The organism is Rhodovastum atsumiense (assembly GCF_937425535.1).
In the GTDB taxonomy this organism is placed as follows: Bacteria; Pseudomonadota; Alphaproteobacteria; order Acetobacterales; family Acetobacteraceae; genus Rhodovastum; species Rhodovastum atsumiense.
This window is the reverse complement of sequence record NZ_OW485601.1, coordinates 263,996-284,070: the sequence shown is the minus strand read 5'-3', so window position 1 is coordinate 284,070 and position 20,075 is coordinate 263,996. Positions and strand designations below refer to the sequence as shown.

The 20,075-nt window shown below is 68.0% G+C and carries 18 protein-coding genes; 7 read left to right on the top strand and 11 right to left on the bottom strand.

Going from position 1 to position 20,075, the window contains the following annotated elements:
- Positions 1 to 194 precede the first annotated feature (194 nt).
- The 5 genes from NBY65_RS01170 to NBY65_RS01150 all read right to left on the bottom strand — a co-directional run bounded on the left by NBY65_RS01170 (position 195) and on the right by NBY65_RS01150 (position 6,456).
- Positions 195 to 1,643: an FAD-binding oxidoreductase gene (locus NBY65_RS01170; RefSeq protein WP_150045183.1), complete on the bottom strand. Its 1,449-nt coding sequence runs from the start codon at positions 1,641 to 1,643 to the stop codon at positions 195 to 197.
- A gap of 78 nt (positions 1,644 to 1,721) precedes the next feature.
- Positions 1,722 to 2,813, bottom strand: coding sequence for an amino acid ABC transporter permease (locus tag NBY65_RS01165; protein WP_150045182.1), 1,092 nt, complete (start codon positions 2,811 to 2,813; stop codon positions 1,722 to 1,724).
- Positions 2,814 to 2,821: 8 nt separating this feature from the next.
- Positions 2,822 to 3,994: an amino acid ABC transporter permease gene (locus NBY65_RS01160; protein WP_239003156.1), complete on the bottom strand. Its 1,173-nt coding sequence runs from the start codon at positions 3,992 to 3,994 to the stop codon at positions 2,822 to 2,824.
- A gap of 7 nt (positions 3,995 to 4,001) precedes the next feature.
- A complete protein-coding gene (locus NBY65_RS01155; RefSeq protein ID WP_150045180.1) occupies positions 4,002 to 5,039 on the bottom strand; it encodes an amino acid ABC transporter substrate-binding protein in 1,038 nt (345 codons plus the stop codon).
- Positions 5,040 to 5,337: 298 nt separating this feature from the next.
- A complete protein-coding gene (locus tag NBY65_RS01150) occupies positions 5,338 to 6,456 on the bottom strand; it encodes an ABC transporter substrate-binding protein (RefSeq protein WP_150045192.1) in 1,119 nt (372 codons plus the stop codon).
- A gap of 425 nt (positions 6,457 to 6,881) precedes the next feature.
- Between NBY65_RS01150 and NBY65_RS01145 the strand changes: the two genes are divergently transcribed.
- From NBY65_RS01145 to NBY65_RS01135, 3 genes are all read left to right on the top strand, one after another.
- Positions 6,882 to 7,202 (top strand): co-chaperone GroES, encoded by a 321-nt coding sequence (locus NBY65_RS01145; protein ID WP_150045179.1) that lies wholly within the window; start codon positions 6,882 to 6,884, stop codon positions 7,200 to 7,202.
- A gap of 30 nt (positions 7,203 to 7,232) precedes the next feature.
- Entirely contained in the window at positions 7,233 to 8,864 is a 1,632-nt protein-coding gene (gene groL / locus NBY65_RS01140) for a chaperonin GroEL (protein WP_150045178.1), read from the top strand.
- An 88-nt stretch (positions 8,865 to 8,952) separates the two neighbouring features.
- Positions 8,953 to 10,194, top strand: a complete 1,242-nt coding sequence (locus tag NBY65_RS01135; RefSeq protein ID WP_150045177.1) for an aminotransferase-like domain-containing protein — start codon at positions 8,953 to 8,955, stop codon at positions 10,192 to 10,194.
- Between the two features lie 42 nt (positions 10,195 to 10,236).
- Here NBY65_RS01135 and NBY65_RS01130 read toward each other — a convergent pair whose 3' ends face one another.
- The 6 genes from NBY65_RS01130 to NBY65_RS01105 all read right to left on the bottom strand — a co-directional run bounded on the left by NBY65_RS01130 (position 10,237) and on the right by NBY65_RS01105 (position 15,066).
- Positions 10,237 to 11,019, bottom strand: coding sequence for an ABC transporter ATP-binding protein (locus NBY65_RS01130; protein ID WP_239003154.1), 783 nt, complete (start codon positions 11,017 to 11,019; stop codon positions 10,237 to 10,239).
- Entirely contained in the window at positions 11,016 to 12,041 is a 1,026-nt protein-coding gene (locus NBY65_RS01125; protein WP_150045176.1) for a taurine ABC transporter substrate-binding protein, read from the bottom strand. Before NBY65_RS01125 ends, NBY65_RS01130 begins: the two co-directional genes overlap by 4 nt.
- 32 nt (positions 12,042 to 12,073) lie before the next feature.
- On the bottom strand, positions 12,074 to 12,877 hold the full coding sequence (locus NBY65_RS01120; RefSeq protein WP_162530854.1) for an ABC transporter permease: 804 nt from the start codon (positions 12,875 to 12,877) through the stop codon (positions 12,074 to 12,076).
- Positions 12,864 to 13,652: an ABC transporter permease gene (locus NBY65_RS01115; protein ID WP_150045174.1), complete on the bottom strand. Its 789-nt coding sequence runs from the start codon at positions 13,650 to 13,652 to the stop codon at positions 12,864 to 12,866. Before NBY65_RS01115 ends, NBY65_RS01120 begins: the two co-directional genes overlap by 14 nt.
- Before the next feature lie 66 nt (positions 13,653 to 13,718).
- A complete protein-coding gene (gene nifH / locus NBY65_RS01110; RefSeq protein ID WP_250265612.1) occupies positions 13,719 to 14,594 on the bottom strand; it encodes a nitrogenase iron protein in 876 nt (291 codons plus the stop codon).
- Between the two features lie 205 nt (positions 14,595 to 14,799).
- Entirely contained in the window at positions 14,800 to 15,066 is a 267-nt protein-coding gene (locus NBY65_RS01105; RefSeq protein ID WP_239003182.1) for a hypothetical protein, read from the bottom strand.
- On the opposite strand from NBY65_RS01105, the gene NBY65_RS01100 reads away from it, so the two are divergent.
- From NBY65_RS01100 to NBY65_RS01085, 4 genes are all read left to right on the top strand, one after another.
- Positions 14,971 to 16,476 carry a GMC family oxidoreductase gene (locus NBY65_RS01100; protein WP_408895434.1) on the top strand — a complete coding sequence of 502 codons (1,506 nt, stop codon included), beginning with the start codon at positions 14,971 to 14,973 and terminating at the stop codon, positions 16,474 to 16,476. The genes NBY65_RS01105 and NBY65_RS01100 overlap by 96 nt on opposite strands.
- A 199-nt stretch (positions 16,477 to 16,675) precedes the next feature.
- Positions 16,676 to 17,632 (top strand): radical SAM protein, encoded by a 957-nt coding sequence (locus NBY65_RS01095; protein ID WP_239003187.1) that lies wholly within the window; start codon positions 16,676 to 16,678, stop codon positions 17,630 to 17,632.
- Between the two features lie 7 nt (positions 17,633 to 17,639).
- Entirely contained in the window at positions 17,640 to 18,701 is a 1,062-nt protein-coding gene (locus NBY65_RS01090; protein ID WP_150045253.1) for an isopenicillin N synthase family dioxygenase, read from the top strand.
- A gap of 42 nt (positions 18,702 to 18,743) precedes the next feature.
- Positions 18,744 to 20,039, top strand: a complete 1,296-nt coding sequence (locus NBY65_RS01085; RefSeq protein WP_150045254.1) for an O-acetylhomoserine aminocarboxypropyltransferase/cysteine synthase family protein — start codon at positions 18,744 to 18,746, stop codon at positions 20,037 to 20,039.
- Positions 20,040 to 20,075 lie beyond the last annotated feature (36 nt).

The following is a 20,075-nucleotide window of genomic DNA, read 5'->3' as shown; positions in this document are numbered from 1 at the left end:
GGCAGGGCGGTCCGGCCCTGGAACCGGGCATGGTCGCATTCCACGTTTGCCACGGATATTGCCCGTCTTCTGCCCCAAGGAGATGGAGTCTGGCACTCCCCCCCCCGCTCGTCACGGAAACAGGTGCCTGCCCAGGAGGTGGACGGCCAGGAGACGACCTTTTCCGGACAGGCACAGGGAGGAAGTCCGGACAATCACCCGGGCGGCAGCACCTTGCCGGGGTTCATCAGCCCCTGCGGGTCGAGTGCGGCCTTGATCGCCCGCATCAGTTGCAGTTCCACGGTGCTCTTGTAGCGCGCCAATTCCTTGTTCTTGACCTGCCCGAGCCCATGCTCGGCGCTGATGGAGCCTCCCTGCGCGACTGCGGCGTCATGCACCAGGCGGCGAAGCTGTTCATGTGTCTGCGGGGAGCGCAATTCCGCCGGCGGCAGCGCGTTGTAATGCAGGTTACCGTCGCCGAGATGGCCGAAGGCGTAGATCTGTACCCCAGGCACCAGGCGCTGCAACCTGGCCTCGGCTTCCACGATGAAGGCAGGAATGCGTGATACCGGCACCGAGATGTCGTGGCTGGTCGCGCCGCCCGCCCGTCGCAAAGCCTCGCCGAGCAGGGCGTCGCGCAGATGCCACAGGGCCTGGCTCTGCGCGATGCTGGAGGCGATTACCGCGTTGCGCAGCAGGCCGCGTTCCAGCGCGTTGGCCAGCACCCGCTCGAGCCTCTGGGCTGTTGCGGATTCGTCGTCGCTGCCGCCGATTTCCACCAGGGCGTGCCACGGGGCAGAGCGCTCTTCCGCGTCTCCGGGAAAGGATGCCTGCGGGATATGGCGGCGGACCAGATCGAGACAGGTCGAGCTGATGACCTCGAAGGCCGTCAAGGACTCGCCGAGGCCGATACGGGCCACGGCGAGGAACTCCACCGCGGCGGGTAGGGACGGGAAGGCGACAAAGGCGGTGCGTTCGGCCGCCGGCTGTGGGAAAAGACGCAACGTCGCCGCGGTGATGATGCCGAGCGTGCCCTCGCTGCCGATATAGAGGTCGCGCAGGTCGTACCCGGTATTGTCCTTGCGCAATCCCTTCAGCCCGTCCCAGATCTCGCCGGACGGCGTGACCACCTCCAGGCCCAGCGTCAGTTGCCGGGCATTGCCATAGCGCAGGACCTGGGTGCCGCCGGCATTGGTGCCGAGATTGCCACCGATCGTGCAACTGCCTTCCGAACCCAGGCTGAGCGGGAACAGCCGGCCGGCTTCGTTCGCGGCCGCCTGCACCGCGGCGAGCACGCAGCCGGCTTCCGCCACCAGGCTGTCATTCTCGGTATCGATGCTGCGGATACGGTTCAGGCGCGCAAGCGAAAGCAGCACGGCCCGGCCGCTGTCGTCCGGGGTGGCGCCGCCGCACAGGCCGGTATTGCCACCCTGCGGCACGATGGGCGTCCCATGCCGCGCACACAGCGCCACCACCTGTGCGACCTCCGCGGTGTTGGCCGGGCGCACCACGGCAACTGCGCGGCCGGTCAACTGGCCACGCTGGTCGGTGAGGAAGGGCAGGGCGTCAGCATCGGTCAGCACATGCGATGCACCGAGGATGCCGCGCAACTCGGCACGTAGCTTCTCGGCGGCAAGGGCGGGCAGGAAGGCATGTGCGGTCATGAAGGAGGGGCCTTTTCTATGGCAGGGCGGCGAGGGAAACAGGTTTCATGCGGCGGCTGCGACGCGCGGGGGGCGGCGTTACCCTCCCGGCCGCAGGCGCCGTTCCAGCCACAGGCTGTAGCGCGAGGCGATGAAGCACAGCACGAAATAGACCACCGCCGCGAAGCTGAACGCTTCATCGTAGAAGCCGAGCCAGTCCTGGTCGCTCGCGGCGGTGCGGGCGGCGTTGAGGAAATCGAACAGCCCGATCGTCACCACCAGCGTGGTATCCTGCAGGATGCCGATGCCGAGCGTGACGAAGGCGGGAATGACGGTGCGCAGGGCCTGTGGCAGCACCACCAGCCGCATCATCGGCCAGAAGCCGAGCCCGAGCGCCCGCGCCGCTTCGTACTGTCCGACGGGCACGCCCTGCAATCCCGCCCGGATGATCTCGGCCATGTAGGCAGCCGCGAACAGGATGATTCCTGCCTGGGTGCGCAGCAGCTTGTCGAGCACCAGGCCAGGCGGCAGCATCAGCGGCACCAGCAGGGTGGCGATATAGAGCACCGCGATCAGGGGCAGGCCGCGCACCACCTCGATGCAGGCGGTGGCGAGCAGCCGGACCACGCGCATGTTGGAGCGCCGCCCGATCGCCAGCAGCACGGCGAGGGGGAAGGCACCGGCCAGCCCGACCACGCAGAGCAGGATCGTCAGCGGCATGCCGCCCCATTTGTCGCTCGCCACCACCGGCCCGGTGAGCGAGCCGGTCATCAGCACGACCGCCAGCGCGATCACCGCGACCCAGGCCGGGGGCAGCAGGCGATGCCACAGGCGGGGCACGCAACTGGCAACCACCAGGGCGAGCAGCAGGATCGTCGCCATCGCGGCCTGCCAGCGCTGCCCGGCGGGGTAGGGGCCGAAGGTGATGAAGCGCAGCTTCTCGACGATGAAGGCCCAGCAGGCGCCTCCCCGGGCGGCGCAGGCCTCGGCGTTGCCGGCCCAGGTAGCGTCGAGGATCGTCCAGCGCAGCAGCGGTGGCACCGCCCAGGCCAGGAGGGCCAGGCAGCCGAGGGTCAGCGCGGTGTTGAGGGGGGTGCCGAACAGGGCCCGGCGCCAACTGCCGCCAAGGCTGTTGACGCCGCTGAGCAGGGGCTGCAGCCAGGCACGGGGCGCGGCGGCAAGGTCGGACATGGCCCGGCCTAGCCCCGCAGTGCCAGGCGGGTATTGACAAGATTCATCACCACCGATGTCGCCAGGCTGAGGGTGAGGTACACGCCGGCCAGGATCAGCATGGTCTCAAGCACCTGGCCGGTCTGGTTGGCGCTGGTGCCAATCACGCTGGTGAGGTCGGGGAAGCCGATCGCCACCGCAAGGCTGGAGCTTTTGGTCAGGCTGAGATAAGTCGAGGTGAGCAGCGGCAGGGCGGTCCGCAGCGCCTGTGGCAGCACCACCAGGCGCAGGGTACGCCAAAAGGAGAAGCCGAGCGCCCGTCCCGCATCCCATTGGCCGCGTGACACCGCGACGATGCTGGCACGGACGATTTCGCTGATACCGGCGGCGGAGTTGATCACCAGGCCGACCAGCAACGCGGCGAATTCGGGGGCGAGCGTGACGCCGCCGTTGAAGTTGAAGCCTTCCAATGCCGGCACGTCGAAATGCAGCCACATGCCTCCGGCGATGGCGGCAAGCAACGGGCTGCCCAGGGCGCCGATCGCGACCAGGGCGCCGATGGGCCGCGGCAGGCACCGGCGCAGCAGGATCGCGGCAATGGCGAGGGAAAGCCCGGCCAACAGGGCCGGACCCAGCCAGTCGGGCGGATTGTCGAGCACCGGCACCGGCAGGAACACGCCGCGGTTGCTGAGGAACCAGCCGGCGAACGGTTCCAGCGCCCGGCGGGGCGGCGGCAGCGCGTGCACGGTGGCGCTCCAGAAGAACAACTGCAGCAGCAGGGGGGTGTTGCGGATCAGCTCGACATAGGCCTGCACCATGCCACCGAGCAGCGGGTTGCCGGACAGGCGGGCGATGCCCAGCAGCAGGCCGAGCAAGGTGGCCAGCAGGCAGCCGATGGTCGCCACCTCGATCGTGTTGAGCAGGCCGACCAGGATCGCCCGGGCGTAGCTGGCGCCGGAGGAGAAGGGAATGAGCGCCTGGCCGATCTCGAAATTGGCCGGTTGGTTGAGGAAGGCAAAGCCGGGCGTGAGCCCGAAGCGGTGCATGTTCTGCACCGTGTTGCTCCCCACCCAGCCGCAAAGCAGCAGCACGCCACCGAACAGCAGCACCTGGCCGGTCGGGTGTTCGCCGATCCATTGGCCGATCAGGCGACGAAGGCCGGGCCCACGGGGGCCCGGCGTGGATGTCGTGGTGGCACTCACCTGCGGTTCAACGGAACGGCGGCGAATAGAGCAGCCCTCCCTTGGTCCATAGCTGGTTGTAGCCGCGTTCGAAGCCGACCTTGGTGGTGCGGCCGACATTGCGCTCGAAGATCTCGCCGTAATTGCCCAGCGTCTTGATGATCGTATAGATGAATTTCGGATCCAGCCGGGTGGCCTCGCCCAGGCTGGTATCGACGCCGAGGAAGCGGCGGATGGTCGGATCGGTGCTGGTCAGGAAGCTGTCGACATTGGCCTTGGTGATGCCGAATTCCTCAGCCTGGATGGTAGCATAGACCGTCCAGTTGACGATCTCCAGCCACTGGTCGTCGCCGTAGCGCAGGGCCGGTGCCAGCGGTTCCTTGGAGATGCGCTCCGGCAGCAACACGTAGTCATCGGGCTTGGGCAACTGGGTGCGCTGGATGGCGAGATCGGAGGCATCCTGGGTCAGCACGTCGCAGCGGCCGGCGGCGAAGGCCTTGCGGAACTCGGCGCTGTCCTCAATCACCACCGGCTTGAAGGTATGCTTCTGCTGGCGGAAGAAATCGGCGATGTTGAGTTCGCCAGTGGTGCCGGTCTGCACGCACACCGTGGCGCCGTTGAGCTGGCTGCCCTTGGTGACGCCGAGCGATTTCGGCACCAGCAGGCCCTGGCCGTCATAGAACACCACCGGGCCGAAATGGAAGCCAAGCTTGGTGGCGCGGGTGATGGTCTGGGTCACGCCGGAGAGCAGGATGTCGAACTCCCCCGCCTGCAGCGCCGACAGGCGCTGCTGCGGCGAGGAGGAGATGAATTCCACCTTCTCCGGGTCGTTGAACACCGTGATCGCCAGCGCCCGCCCGAAATCGACGAAGAAGCCTTGCCAGCGGCCGTTGCTGTCGGGGGCGAAGAAGCCAGGTGAGGTGCCGACGCCGACCTTGATGACGCCGCGCGCCTTGATGGCGTCGAGCGTGGTGCCGGCCTGGGCCGGGGCCTGGAGCAGCGTGCCGGCAAGCAGGGCAAGCGCTCCGGTTGCGGCAAGGCGCCGGACGGTTTGAAGCAGGGTCATGGTTGGTCCGATAAGCCTCCGTTTCTGGGTGACTGGCGTGTCGCCGGCTCGTTTCGGAGGGTAGACTCTTAATTGGCGATAAAATGATGTTCAATATACAAACAACAATGCAGGGTCGTCAATTTCGCCGTGCTGCTCGGAACGGTGCGGGGGCCGCCCGCGGCGGACGGCCCGACCGGCAAAGGCAGCATAGGACACCCGTGCGGCTGCACGGGTGCTCCAGGGGGATGCGGATGATCGTCGTCATGCGCCCATGCTCTCCCGGCGCTCCGCCATCGCGGAGGCCGGGATGCCGGACTTACACCACGTTGGCGGTGATGCGCTGGGCGTAGCGTTCCGGATCGGTGCCGGGCTTCAGCACGCCGGCCTGCTTCAACTCCTGGGCGTACAGCACGATTTGCCGGCGGAAATCACTGCCGACCGGCTGGTCGCCGAAGGGATAGCTCTTCAGCATCTCGCTCAGCGCCTTCGTCGGCACGCTGGGCGGCGTGTAGCGGGAGAAATACTCGACGGCCCGGTCGGGGTTCTGGTGGACATCGTGGCAGGCTTCCAGCAACGCGAGCGTGACCGCGCGCGCCGCTTCCGGGTCCTGGCGGATCAGGCTGCCGCGCAGGCCGAGCACGCAGCAGGTGCGCTCGGCGAAATCGCCGGTGGCATTGGACGCCAGCCGGAACAGCTTGCCCTGGCTGTTCTCCACCTGCAGGTAGACCAGCGGGTCACCGGCGACATAGGCCTGGATCTCGCCCTTCTGCACGGCGACCGGCATCATGTCGGTGGGAAACTGCTTCCATTCCACGTCGCGATCCGGGTCGATGCCCTTGCGCCGCAGCACGATGGAATAGAGGTTCTTGTCGGGGCTGGCGAAATCCGAGACGCCGATGGTCTTGCCGCGCAGGGTCTGGAAATCGACGATTCCCGCCGCGCGCGACGCCACCAGGTAGGAACAGCCGCCATGCAGGCCGGCGACCAGCTTGACGTCGAAGCCGCCTTCCAGCGGCTTGAGCCAGCGCAGCACCATGCCCTCGGCCACGTCCGACTTGCCGGTGGCGACCCCTTCCAGCAACTGGTCGGTGGAGCCGCCGAAATTCACCAGGTCGATGTCCAGGCCATGGCGTTCGAAAAAGCCGCCATGCACCGCCACCGGGACGAAGGAGACGCAGAGTGCGTTCTGGTTCCACGACACGGTGAGCTTCTTGCGGCCGCTGCCGATCGCCGGTGCCGCCAGCGGCCCGGGCGCGGCGGCCTGCCACACGCCGCCGGCGTGGCAGATGCTGGTGGGATCGATGGCCGGCTGCACCGGGCTGGCGAGGGCGCGCATCACCGGCAGGCCCAATGGGACCGCGGCACCGGCCAGGGCCGCCGTGCCGAGCACCCGGCGGCGTGACAGGGACTTTGACGGAAAAGGCGGCCTGTTCATCGTCTGCCTCCCTGGCCAGGGCCGTGGTCCTGGGAGGGTCTCGCCGTGAGCCGCACGCCAACCGATAGCCTGTTCAGGGTGTTCGGCATTCGCTTGTCCTTATTCGATGCCGGGTCGCGCCATGCACAGCGGCGCGAGCAATATGGATTCACCATTAAATGCCGTTGGTCAATATATGGCCGATGCATATTCGTGTAACGCGCCCGGTGCCTGTCATATTTTCCGACTATGAATAGGGATTCTGTGTTCGTTCTTCGATCGGCCGGAGTCCGGGGCTGGCCGCCGGCCCCGCCAATCACACGCAAAAAATCGTATGAAAACCCAATTGACACCGCATGGGCGTGATAGCCATATTCCTGGCAGCCGGCCAGCCCGAGTGCTGGCAATGCCGGCCGTCAATGACCAGCAGGACGAAGGAGCATCCCATGGCCAATTTCCGGCCGCTGCACGACCGTGTCGTGCTCCGCCGCCTCACCGCCGAGGAAAAGACCGCGGGTGGCATCATCATTCCCGACACCGCCCAGGAGAAGCCGAGCGAAGGCGAGGTGGTCGCGGTTGGTCCGGGCGCGCGTGACGAGAGCGGTCAGTTGGTGCCGCTGTCGGTGCAGGCCGGTGATCGCGTGCTGTTCGGCAAGTGGTCCGGCACCGAGGTCAAGATCGATGGCGAGGACCTGTTGATCGTCAAGGAATCCGACCTGTTCGGCATCATCGAAGGCTCGGCCAAGGGCTCCCGCAAGGCCGCCTGACGCATCCCCCCGACACGAAAGGATCAGACCATGGCTGCAAAGGATGTGCGTTTCGGCGGGGATGCCCGCGCCCGGCTGCTGCGTGGCGTCGATATCCTGGCCGATGCGGTGAAGGTCACGCTCGGCCCCAAGGGCCGCAACGTCGTGATCGACAAGAGCTTCGGTGCGCCGCGGATCACCAAGGACGGCGTGACCGTCGCCAAGGAAGTCGAACTGGCCGACAAGTTCGAGAACCTGGGCGCGCAGCTGGTGCGTGAGGTGGCGTCGAAGACCAACGACCTTGCCGGCGACGGCACCACCACCGCGACCGTGCTGGCTCAGGCGATCGTGCGCGAGGGCGCCAAGGCGGTTGCCGCCGGGCTCAATCCGCAGGACCTGCGCCGCGGCATCGACAAGGCGACCGCCACCGTGGTCGAGGAGCTGAAGAAGAAGTCGAAGAAGATCACCAGCCCGGCCGAGACCGCGCAGGTGGGCACCATCTCGGCGAATGGCGAGGCCGAGATCGGCCACATCATTTCCGAGGCGATGCAGAAGGTCGGCAACGAGGGCGTGATCACGGTCGAGGAGGCCAAGGGCATCCAGACCGAGCTCGACGTCGTCGAGGGCATGCAGTTCGACCGCGGCTACGTGTCTCCGTATTTCGTCACCAATGCCGAGAAGCTGAATGCCGAACTGGATCAGCCCTACATCCTGATCCATGAGAAGAAGCTCTCCGGCCTGCAGCCGATCCTGCCCCTGCTGGAAAGCGTGGTGCAGTCGGGCCGTCCGCTGCTGATCATCGCCGAGGACGTGGAAGGCGAGGCGCTGGCCACCCTGGTGGTCAACAAGCTGCGCGGCGGCCTGAAAGTCGCGGCGGTGAAGGCGCCGGGCTTCGGTGATCGCCGCAAGGCCATCCTGGAAGATATCGCCATCCTGACCGGCGGCACCGTCGTCTCCGAGGATCTGGGCATCAAGCTCGAGAACGTCACGCTCAACCAGCTCGGCCGGGCCAAGCGCGTGCTGATCGAGAAGGAAAACACCACGATCGTCGAAGGCTCCGGCAAGAAGGACGACATCAAGGGCCGGGTGAACCAGATCCGCGCGCAGATCGAGGAAACCACCTCGGACTACGACCGCGAGAAGCTGCAGGAGCGGCTGGCGAAGCTCGCTGGCGGCGTGGCGGTGATCCGTGTCGGCGGCGCCACCGAGGTCGAGGTGAAGGAGCGCAAGGACCGCGTCGATGACGCGCTGCATGCGACCCGCGCCGCGGTCGAGGAAGGCATCGTTCCGGGTGGCGGCGTGGCGCTCGCGCGGGCCAGCCTGATCCTGAGCAAGCTGAAGGCCGACAATGACGACCAGCGCTTCGGCATCGAGATCGTCCGCAAGGCGGTGCTCTCGCCGCTGCGCCAGATCGCCGAGAACGCCGGCGAGGACGGTGCGGTGATCTCCGGCAAGGTGCTCGACAAGGACGAGTACAACTGGGGCTTCGACGCGCAGACCGCCGAGTTCAAGGACCTGGTGAAGGCCGGCATCATCGACCCGACCAAGGTCGTGCGCACGGCGCTGCAGGATGCGGCCTCCGTTGCCGCCCTGCTGGTCACCACCGAGGCGCTGATCGCGGAGCGGCCGGAGAAGAAGGCTCCGCCCGCGGCGCCCCCGGGCGGCGGCGACCTCGACTTCTGAGCCGGCGGGTCCAGGGGCAATGCCCCTGGACCAATGCGGCCGGCGCGCGACAGGGCCGGCCGCAATCTTCTCTCCACAAGGGTTCGACATGAACAGCGCCAGCTTCGACTACACGGCGGTGCTGGCGAGCGATGCTCCGCCGCCGGCCTCACGCTGGGGCGGCTTTCCGCGTTACAATTTTGTCGGTGGCCACAACGACCCCGACCAGATCCCCCTCGCCGGGCTTGCCGAGGCCGCCGCCGCGGCGCTGGCGCGCGAAGGGGCCAGCCTCGCCACGTACGGGCTGGGTCAGGGGCCCCTTGGGCATCTGGGGCTGCGCACCTTCATCGCACGCAAATCGGCCTCGCATCGGGGCATCGCCGCCACCGCCGATGATGTGCTGATCACCACCGGCTCCATGCAGGGCATCGATCTGGTGAATCGCCTGCTGGTTCAGCCGGGCGACACCGTGATCGTGGAGGAATTTTCCTTCGCCGGCGCCATCGGCAAGCTGCGCAAGCTGGGGGCGACCATCATCCCCGCGCCGCTGGATCAGCATGGGCTGGATATCGGCAAGCTGGCGGAGATCCTGCGTGACCTTGCCGCACGCGGGGTGCGGCCGAAATACATCTACACCATTCCCACCATCCAGAACCCGACCGGCAGCATCCTGCCGCTCGACCGCCGCCAGGCATTGCTGGCCCTGGCCCGGACCCATGGCGTGCCGGTGTTCGAGGATGAATGCTACGCCGATCTGGTCTGGGCCGCCGCCGCACCACCGGCGCTGTACGCACTCGATCCCGGGATCGTCATCCATATCGGCTCGTTCAGCAAATCACTCGCGCCGGCCTTGCGCCTTGGCTACGTCATCGCGCCCTGGGAAGTCCTGGGCCGTCTGGTGGCCGGGCGGACCGATTCGACCGGGGCGCTTGAGCAACTGGTCGTGGCCGAGTATTTCTCCCGCCATTTCGACAGCCATGTCCGCACCCTCACCGGTGCGCTGGCGGAAAAGCTCGACACCCTGGTGGATGCGCTGGCGCGCGAATTCGGCACCGCCGTCGAGTTCCATCGACCCGATGGCGGCATCTTCCTGTGGCTGAAGCTGTCCGATGGCATCGACGTTCGCCGGCTCGTCGCCCCGGCCGCGGCGGCAGGCATCGCCTTCAATCCCGGCCCGGAATGGGCGGTCGATCCGGAGGCGGCCAGTGGCTGGCTGCGCCTGTGTTTCGCGCTGCCGTCGCATCAGGATATCCGTGACGGCGTCGCCGCCTTTGCCCGTGTCTGCGCCGAGCAGACCGGCATTCCGTCCCGTCAGGCCAATATCGTCCATGGCCCGGCGGGTGGGGCGTAGACCCGAAATCCGACCATGCCGAGGGGGCCTGATCGGGCCCCCTCAGGCGGCGCCTTCCAGGATGAGGCCAAGTACCTGCTCGCGCAGGGCAACGAAGGCCTGGTCCGACTTCACCGTCCGGGTTCCGCGCGTCGCGGCGTCCTGGGCGAAGGGGCTGGGGAACCGTCCCACGATCCGTCCCGGACGCGGTGACATCACCACCACGTCGGTTCCCAGGAACACCGCTTCCTCGACGCTGTGGGTGATGAACAGCAAGGTCATGCCGCTGCTGCGCCACACCGCCTGCAGTTCCTCCTGCATGCGTTCGCGGGTCAGCGCGTCCAGGGCACCGAACGGCTCGTCCATCAGCAGCATCGCCGGATCGTTGGCCAGGGCCCGGGCAATGGCGAGGCGCTGCTGCATGCCGCCCGACAATTCGTACGGATAGCGGTCGCGGAAGTCCCACAGGCCGACGACACGCAGCCAGTGCCCGGCACGCTCCTCACGCTCGCGCCGGCTGGCTCCGCGCATGCGTGGTCCGAAGGCCGCGTTGCCGGCGACGGTCATCCAGGGGAACAGGGCGCCCTGCTGGAACACCACGCCCCGATCCGCACCGGTGCCGCGAATCTCCGTTCCACCCACGGTGACGCGGCCGGAACTGGGCTTCTGGAAGCCGGCCAGCACGTGCAGCAGCGTGGTCTTGCCGCAGCCCGACGGCCCCACCACGCTGATGAAGCTTCCCCGGCCGAAGCCGAGGGAGACACGATCCAGTGCCTGGACCGTGTCCTTTCCCTGTCCGAACGTCACCGAGACATCGGTGAACGCCACATAGGACCGGGCGCTCAAGCGAGCGCCTGTTTCAGGTATTCGGTGTGAATCGCCTTCTGGTAGGTCGCGAGCGGGGCGGCGCTGCGGATGGATTTCTGCTCGACCAGGAATTCCGCGGTATGGCGCAGCACTTCGGCGAAGCGGCCGGGCTTGCCGGGCGGGCCGAGCCACTCGGGCTTCAGTTGCTCGGACAGCGACAGGAATTCGTATTCCTTCAGGTCGGCGGCGGCGACCTCCGGCGAAACGCCTGCTGTTCTGGCGATCTCCGCCGTCGCCTGCTGCGGCTGGGCGCGATAATAGTCCAGCGTCTGGCCACTGGCCTTCAGCAGGGCGGTGACCGCCTGCGGCTGCTGCTCGGCGAATCCGGTGCGGGCCAGGATGGTGTCGGCGATCACATAGCCGGCGGCGTCCAGCTTGTCCCAGGTACGGAACGGGGTGCCGCCATTGGCCAGCAGCTTCGATTTGGCCGGCGCCCAGATATAGGCGGCGTCGATATCGCCGCGGGTCCAGGCCGCGACGATGGCATCGCCGCGCAGATCGAGCACGGTGACATCGCGCTGGGTCAGCCCGTTCAGCTTCAGCAGGCCGAGCAGGCGGAAATGCGAGGTCGAGCCGAACGGCGCCGCCACCTTGCGGCCCTTGAGATCGGCCACCGTCCGGATATTGGCGGCGGTGCGCACGGTCAGTTCCTCGGCCGGCCCGATATTGTCCACCAGCCCCACTAACTGCACCGGCAGTCCCTGGCTGATCGCCGCGGCCACCGGGACCGAACCGCTGCCGAAGCCGATATCGGCGCCGCCGGCGGCGATCGCCGCATTGATCTCCGCGCCGCTGCCGTATTCGGTCCAGTTGACGGTCTGGCCGGTGGCTTTCTCCAGCAGGCCCTGCGACCGGACGAGATTGGTCGGCTTGGTCTCGGTGAAGAAGCCGATGTTGATGGGGGGCTTCGCCGCCCGGGCGACCCATGGCCGGGCCAGCACCGCCGTCGCGAGGCCAAGCGCCGTGCCGAGCACGGCGCGGCGGGACGGGTCAAACGTCATCCTTGTCTCCCTTGCGATACCGGCCGGGCATGTCAGCGTCCGGCCCAATGCACGATCCGGTGCTCCACCAGGACCAGCAGCCGGTCCAGCGCCACGCCCATCAGGCCGATCACTAGCACGCCGACGAACACCTGGTCGGAGCGCAGGAACCGCCCGGCATCCAGGATCATCCAGCCGATCCCGGAGCTGCCGGCGATGATCTCGGCGGCGATCAGCGTGCCGTAGACGATGCCGAGCGCCAGCCGCGCACCGATGACGATGTCTGGTAGGGCGGAGGGCAGCACCACGTGGCGGAAGATCTGCCACTCGCTCGCCCCCAGGCTGCGGGCGGCCGCGACGCGCACGAACTGGACCCGGCGCACCCCGTCACGCGCGGCGACGGCGGCGACCGGCAAGGCCGCGAGGAACAGCAACACGATCTTCGGCGTCTCACCGATGCCCAGCCAGATGATCAGCAGCACCAGATAGGCAAGCTGCGGCAGGGGACGCAGAAACTCGATGAACGGCGTGAACAGGGCGTCGATCCAGCCGCGCCAGCCCATGAGCAGCCCGAGCGCGGTTCCGGCCAGGGCGCCAAGCCCGAAGCCACCGAGCACCCGCAGCAGCGACAGCCCGATGTGATCGAGCAGCGGGCGGTCCTTGTAGCCGTCGCGGACCAGTTCGAGCCCGGCGTCCCAGAGGTCCGCGGGCGTGGGGAGGAACACGCCGGAGACCATGCCGCTGCCGGTTGCCGCGATCCAGAGCGCCAGCAGCACCGCGAGGCTCCCCAGGCGCCAGCGCCATGGCTGCAGGGGGGCAGCCCTGGCCGGCTCTGATGCCGCGTCAGACATGGCCATGCCAGTGGACCAGGCGTCGTTCGAGCAGGCGCAGGGCATGGCTGAGCGCCATGCCCGACAGGCCGAGCAGCAGGATGCCCAACAGAATGACGTCGCTGCGCAGGAAGCGGCTGGCCGAGAGCACCATCCAGCCCAGCCCGTCGGTTGCCGCCAGCAACTCGGCCGCCACCACGGTGGAGAACGCGGCAGCCAGGGCGATGCGCAGGCCGGTGAAGATCGAGGGGAGAGATGACGGCAGGACCACGTGCCGGATCACCTGCCCGAACCCGGCCCCGAGGCTGCGGGCGGCGAGGATGCGCGCATGCGGCACCAGCCGGACGCCGGCCATGGTGGCGCTGGTGATGATCGGCAGCGCGGTCAGGAACAGCAGCGCGACCTTCGAGCCGTCACCGGTACCGAACCACAGGATCAGCAGGATCATGTAGGACAGCGGCGGCAGGGGGCGCAGGAACTGCAGCAGATCGCCCAGCACGGCCGCGATACGTGGCTGCAGGCCCATCAGCAGGCCCAGAGGCACCCCGATGAGCACCGCCAGGGCGAAGCCCGCCAGGCAACGTCCCAGCGTCGCCGCCAGGTTCTGCGCCAGGGTGGTGCCACGATAGCCGTCGCGCAGGATTTCCCCCGCGGCGGCGACCACCTGGGCCGGACTCGCCAGCAGCTCGGGTCCGACCAGCCCGCCGGCGGTGAGCGCCTGCCAACTGCCCAGGGCGATGATCACGGCCAGGGTGCTCAGCAGCAGCCGGAGAGGGGCCGTGGCAGACACCGTAGCAGACAAGGGGGCACCTCCTCTGACGGGGGCTCCGTTCAACCGGCCGGATCGCCGGGGGATGCCGCCGGTGGTTCAGGCCGCGGCGCGGGCATGCTCGGCGGCCCGTTCGATTTCCACCAGTTGGTCCGCCCAGCCGGCCGACCATTCGCGCAGTTCGCGCGGATTGAGCGCCGTCGGCACCTTCGATTCGGTATGCGCGGCGATGCGGCGGGCAAGTTCGCGGTAGACATCGGCCTGCGGCGAATCCGGCGCGGCCTCGATGGTGGTCTTGCCCTTGAGTTCCGCCTGGGTGACCGTGATCGAGCGCGGCACGTACTGCACGATCTGCGTCTGCGTGCGTTCGGCGAAATCGTCGATGATGGCGCGCTGGAAGTCGGTGTTCATCGAGTTGGCGATGATGCCGCCGAGCAGGGCGCCGCCGGAATTGGAGTATTTCTCGATGCCGCGGAACAGGTTGTTGGCGGCGTAGATCGCCATGAAGTCGGCCGAGGACACGGTGAAGACGTGTTCGGCGATGCCTTCGCGCACCGGCACGGCGAAGCCGCCGCACACCACGTCGCCGAGCACGTCGTAGATCACGAAGTCGAGATCAAGCTCCTCGAAGATCTGCTGCTGCTTGAGCAGTTCGACCGCGGTGATGATACCGCGCCCGGCGCAGCCGACGCCGGGGGCCGGGCCGCCGGCCTCGACGCAGTAGATGCCGCCGAAGCCCTGGAAGATCGCCTCGTGCGCATCCACGCGGCGGCGTTCGGCCAGCAGGTCGAGCACCGAGGGGATGTATTCGCCGCCGCGCAGGGTGTTGGTCGAATCCGCCTTCGGGTCACAGCCGAACTGCATCACCTTGTAGCCGGCTTCGACGAGGGCGGCGCTGATGTTCGAGGTGGTGGTGGATTTGCCGATCCCGCCTTTGCCGTAGATCGCGATCTGCTTCAGTTTCTTTTCAGACATGATGCTGGATCTCCTTGCATGCCATGGCCGCCCGGTTCCGGCGGAGGCGGGAAGAGGGGGACCGTCCGGCAGGCCGTCCCACGGCTGCGACGCCTGCCTCCAGGCAGGTGCTCGCGCCGGGCTGCGTGAGACATGGCATCAATCTGGCGGCATCCGGATGGAAAGCGAGGCCATGCAGGTTGCCGCATGCTGATCATACCGTCAATCAGAGTGTTTTGTTGATTCGCACATTTTTCCAGGAGATGATGTGGAATAATACGGTGCTTTGCCACTTTCCGGTGCGCTCGCCGTCGATCCGCCAAGACAGGCCGAGATGAGCCGTTACGACTTTGTCATCGTTGGCGCCGGCAGCGCGGGATGCGCGCTTGCCGATCGGCTGACGGCCGAAGGACGATACAGCGTGCTGCTGCTGGAGGCAGGTGGCGAAGCCGGTTCCTGTCCTTCGCCCGGTCCGGCTGGCAGCGTCTGGCATGGGGCCCGCACACGGTCATGCGATCGGCCGATGATCAGGTCGCTGTTGCCGGTCCATGGCGCGCCCCAGGATTACGAGGAATGGGCGGCAGCCGGAAATACCGGCTGGGGATGGCATGACGTGTTGCCAGGCCTCCGCATGCTGGAAGACGGGGGGGACAGGCGTGACTCCGGCGCGACGCCCGGCGCCTGCGGTTGCGCGGAACGCGATGCGTTGATCGATGCCTTTGTCGCCGCCACCCGACAGGCGGGCCTGCCGTACAATGATGACAGTGCCGCTGCGTTCACAGAGGGCGTTGCCCGGGTTCCGCTGAATCGTCCCCAGGGCTCGCAGGGCAGTTCCGTGGCGGCGATGCTTGCCTCCGCTCGCCGGCGCCCCAACCTGCAACTGCGCCTGCATGCGTACGCGCAGGCGATCGTCTTCGCCGGGCACCGGGCGGTGGCGGTGCGCTATCGCCATCATGGCCGCGACCTGTTCGCCCATGTCGGGCATGAGGTGATCCTGTGCGCCGGCACCATCGCCTCGCCGCAACTGCTGCAGCGCTCCGGTGTCGGACCGGCCGCGTATCTGCGTGACCTCGGCATCGAGGTGATCGCGGACCTGCCCGCAACAGGGGGCCATTTGCGCGATCATTTCCTCGTGGGCGTCACGCATCGCCTGCACAGGGCTCCCAGGGGCGGCATGCTGAGGCGCGTCTGGCGCCGGATCTGCGCGCTGCCGCGGGCGGCTGCAGGACGGCACGGTCCACCGCCCCTCAGCGCCGCGCGCGTCAATGCCTTCCTGCACGACGATCCGGCAACTCTTCGTCCGGATCTGCAGCTTTATTTCCTGCCGGTGGCCGTGGAGCCCGGAAGCGGGGAATTGGCATCCTGGCCGGGACTGACCTGCGCTGTCTGCCAGTTGCGGCCGGCCAGCCATGGCAGCGTGCTGATCACCTCGGCCGACGGACGTACGCCGCCCCACATCCGGTTTCGCCACCTCGATGCGCCGGTCGACCAACACATCGTGCTGGCGGGGGTGCGGCGGGCACGGGACCTGCTGGCGCGGCCTGCCATCGCCGGGCTCCAGGGCGAGGAACTTGGCCCCGGCGCAGCGGTGACGGATGACGCGACGTTGCTTGCCTATGTACGCGAAGCCGGCATGCCTCTGCGGCATCCGGTCGGGACCTGTCGCATCGGCTCCGACCGTGCCGGTGTCGTCGATGCCACCCTTCGGGTGCATGGCCTCGTGGGATTGCGCGTCGTCGATGCATCGGTGATGCCGGCGCTGATTTCCGGCGATCCCCATCTGTCGGTGCGCATGATCGCCGGGCGCGCCGCCGGGTGGATTCTGCAGGACGCCGCCGCCGCGACCGCGCCGCGGCGGCGGCCCGAACCTGTCTGGCTTGCCGATCCGCCTGCCGCGCCTTAGGGAGACTATTTTAATGTTGATTGCCGTATAATATAATATTTAACGTGCAAATGCAGTGTTTCGTGGCTTGTCGGGGCGGGGCCACGCCCGCCGCGGCCGGTAAGCAGCGAAGGAACGGACCGATGAAATTCGTCATCGCCAACGGGGGCGGAGTGCTGATCAATCAACCCGGCTTCGCGGCGACCGAGGGGCCACGGACGTGACGGTGCGCTCGCCCGGAGCGGATGACCCCCAGGCACCGGCCTGCGCCATCCAGAGCATGCGCCAGGCCAGCACCGCGCCGGCCTTTCCCGCGCTTGAAGGGCGCCATCCCTGCTTCAGCGCGACCGCCGAGGGGCACAGCCGCGCCGCCCGGCTGCATCTTCCCGTGAGCCCGGGCTGCAACATCACCTGCCGGTTCTGTCGGCGCGATTTCAACGACGTCGAGCACCGGCCCGGTGTTGCCACCCGGTTGCTGACGCCGGAGCAGGCGGTCGACGTGGTCCGGCGCGCCCTGCTGCTCTGCCCGACCCTGTCGGTCGTCGGCATTGCCGGGCCGGGCGATCCGCTGTTCACGCGGCACGCGCTGCGGACCTTCACCCTGGTGCATGCCGCCTGGCCCGAACTGCTGCTCTGCCTGTCCACCAACGGGCTGCTGCTGCCCGAGCGGGCCGATGCGATCGGCGAGGTCGGCGTGCGCACGGTGACGGTGACGGTGAATGCGGTGGACCCGGCGATCCAGGCGGTGATCAGCCCGGTGATCGCCTGGCACCAGCGGCGCCTGGAAGGCGTGGCGGCGGCGGAGCGGCTGATCCGCAACCAGCTTGACGGCATCGCCGCCATGAAGGCACGCGGCATCACGGTGAAGGTCAATACCGTGCTCGTGCCCGGGGTGAACGATGCGCATGTGGAGGAGGTGGCACGCAGCGTCGCCGCCGCCGGGGCGGAGCTGATCAACGTCATTCCGCTGATCCCGCAGCATCGTTTCGCGCATCTGCCCAGGCCGACCGCCGGGGAGGTGCATCGGGCCCGCCAGGCGGCGCGGCGCCATCTGCGCGTCTTCACGCATTGCCAGCGCTGCCGGGCCGATGCCTGCGGCGTGCCGGGGGTCAGTGACTTCACTGCCGAGCTCTACGGCGACAATCGCGTTGCCGAGCCAACTTTCTCGCACGGATGAGGACCCCATGACATTGCCCGCGTCGTCCCTGCCGCTGCTCGACCTGCGCCATCTCGACGGCGGAGTCGAGGAACGGACGGCGTTCCTCGACCATTTGCGCGGGGTCGCGCGCGATTTCGGGTTCTTCTACGTCACCGGCCATGGCATCCCCGATGCGCTGGTGGCCGGCGTGCTGGCCGAGGCGCGCCGCTTCTTCGCCCTGCCCGAGGCCGACAAGCTGGCGATTGCCATGGTCAACTCGCCGCATTTCCGCGGCTACAACCGCGCCGGGCAGGAGCTGACCCGCGGCCGGCCGGACTGGCGCGAGCAGCTCGATGTCGGCGCCGAGCGCGAGGCGCTGCCGCGTACCTCCGATGCCCCCGCCTGGACGCGGCTGCAGGGGCCCAACCAGTGGCCTGCCGCGCTGCCCTCGCTGCGGCCGGTGCTGCTGCAATGGCAGGCCGAGGCGACCGCGCTCGCCATCCGCATGGTCCGCGCCTTTGCCGCCGCGCTCGGCCAGCCGGACGACGTGTTCGCACCGATCTACCGGGATTCGCCCAACCAGTTGCTCAAGATCATACGCTATCCCGGCCGCGACGCCGGCGCGGATCCGGGCGGGGACCAGGGCGTGGGCGCGCACAAGGATGGCGGCTTCGTCACCGTGCTGCTGCAGGACAGCGTCGCCGGCCTGCAGGTCGAGACCGATGCCGGCTGGATCGACGCACCGCCCCGGCCCGGCAGCTTCATCATCAATGTCGGCGAGTTGCTCGAACTCGCTTCCGGTGGCTACCTGCGGGCGAACGTGCATCGGGTGGTGTCGCCCCCGTCCGGCACCGACCGGCTGTCGGTGGCGTTCTTCCTCGGTGCGCGGCTCGATGCGGTGGTGCCGGTGCTGTCGTTGCCGCCCGCGCTCGCCGCGGCGGCACGCGGTGTCACCCGCGATCCAGGCAACCCGATCTTCCACGATGTCGGCCGCAACCACCTGAAGGGCCGGCTGCGCTCGCATCCCGATGTCGCCCGGCGCCATCACGCCGATCTCCTCGCCGCCTTCACCGAGGACGGCACCCTCGTGGCTGCGTCCGCCGGCTGAATTCCCGCCCTGACCTGACGTCCTTGCATTCAGGATTGCATCATGCCTCTGTCGATCAAGAACGCTGAAACTCTCGTGCTGCACGGCGGCACCTACCGCTCTGACCCGGAGACCGGCGCGGTCGCCGTACCGATCTACCAGACCACGTCCTATCAGTTCCGCGACACCAGCCACGCCAAGGAGCTGTTCGCCCTTTCCGAGCTCGGCCACATCTACACCCGCGTTTCCAACCCGACGCAGGATGCCTTCGAGCAGCGGATCGCGGCGCTGGAAGGCGGCGCGGCGGCACTGGCGCTGGCCTCCGGGCAGGCGGCCTCGGCCTATGCGGTGCTGAACGTCGCCGAAGCGGGCGACAACTTCGTCACCTCAACCGATCTCTACGGCGGCACCTGGGCGCTGTTCGCCTCGACGCTGCGCCATCTCGGCATCGAGGCGCGCTTCGTCGATCCCTCCGATCCGGAGAATTTCCGCCGCGCCACCGATGCCCGCACCAAGCTTTATTATGCGGAGACACTGCCCAATCCGAAGCTGAACGTGTTCCCGATCCGCGAGGTCGCCGATATCGGCCGCTCGCTCGGGGTGCCGCTGGTGGTGGACAACACGGCGGCACCGTTGATCGCCCGCCCGATCGAGCACGGCGCGGCGGCGGTGCTCTATTCGACCACGAAGTATATCGGCGGCCATGGCACCACGATCGGCGGCGTCATCATCGACGGCGGCACTTTCCCGTGGGAGGAGCACGCCGATCGCTTCCCGTTGCTGACCCAGCCCGATGAAAGCTATCACGGGCTGGTCTGGACCGAGGCGGCGAAGGCGCTTGGCCCGATCGCCTATGTGCTGCGCATCCGCGCCAAGCTGCTGCGCGACATCGGTGCGGCGATCGCCCCGTTCAGTGCCTTCCAGTTCATCCAGGGGCTGGAGACGCTGCCGCTGCGACTGCGACAGCACAATGCCAACGCCATCGTCGTCGCCGACTTCCTGGCGAAGCATCCGAAGGTGGAGCGCGTCATCTTCCCCGGCCTGCAGACCGGCGAGGCAAGGCGCCGGGCCGATGCCTATCTGCGCGGCGGCTACGGGGCGCTGGTGGGCTTCGAGCTGAGCGGCGGGGCCGAGGCCGGCCGCCGCTTCATCGAGGCGCTGCAGTTGTTCTATCACGTCGCCAATATCGGCGATGCGCGCTCGCTGGCGATCCATCCGGCTACCACCACGCATTCCCAGCTCACCGGCGACGACCAGCTGCGGACCGGCGTGACGCCGGGCTATGTGCGCCTCGCGGTCGGCATCGAGCACCCGGATGACATCATCGCCGATCTGGCCCAGGCCCTCGACGCCGCCTGACGATCGGGCACGTGCCTATCGGGCGCCCGATGCCGG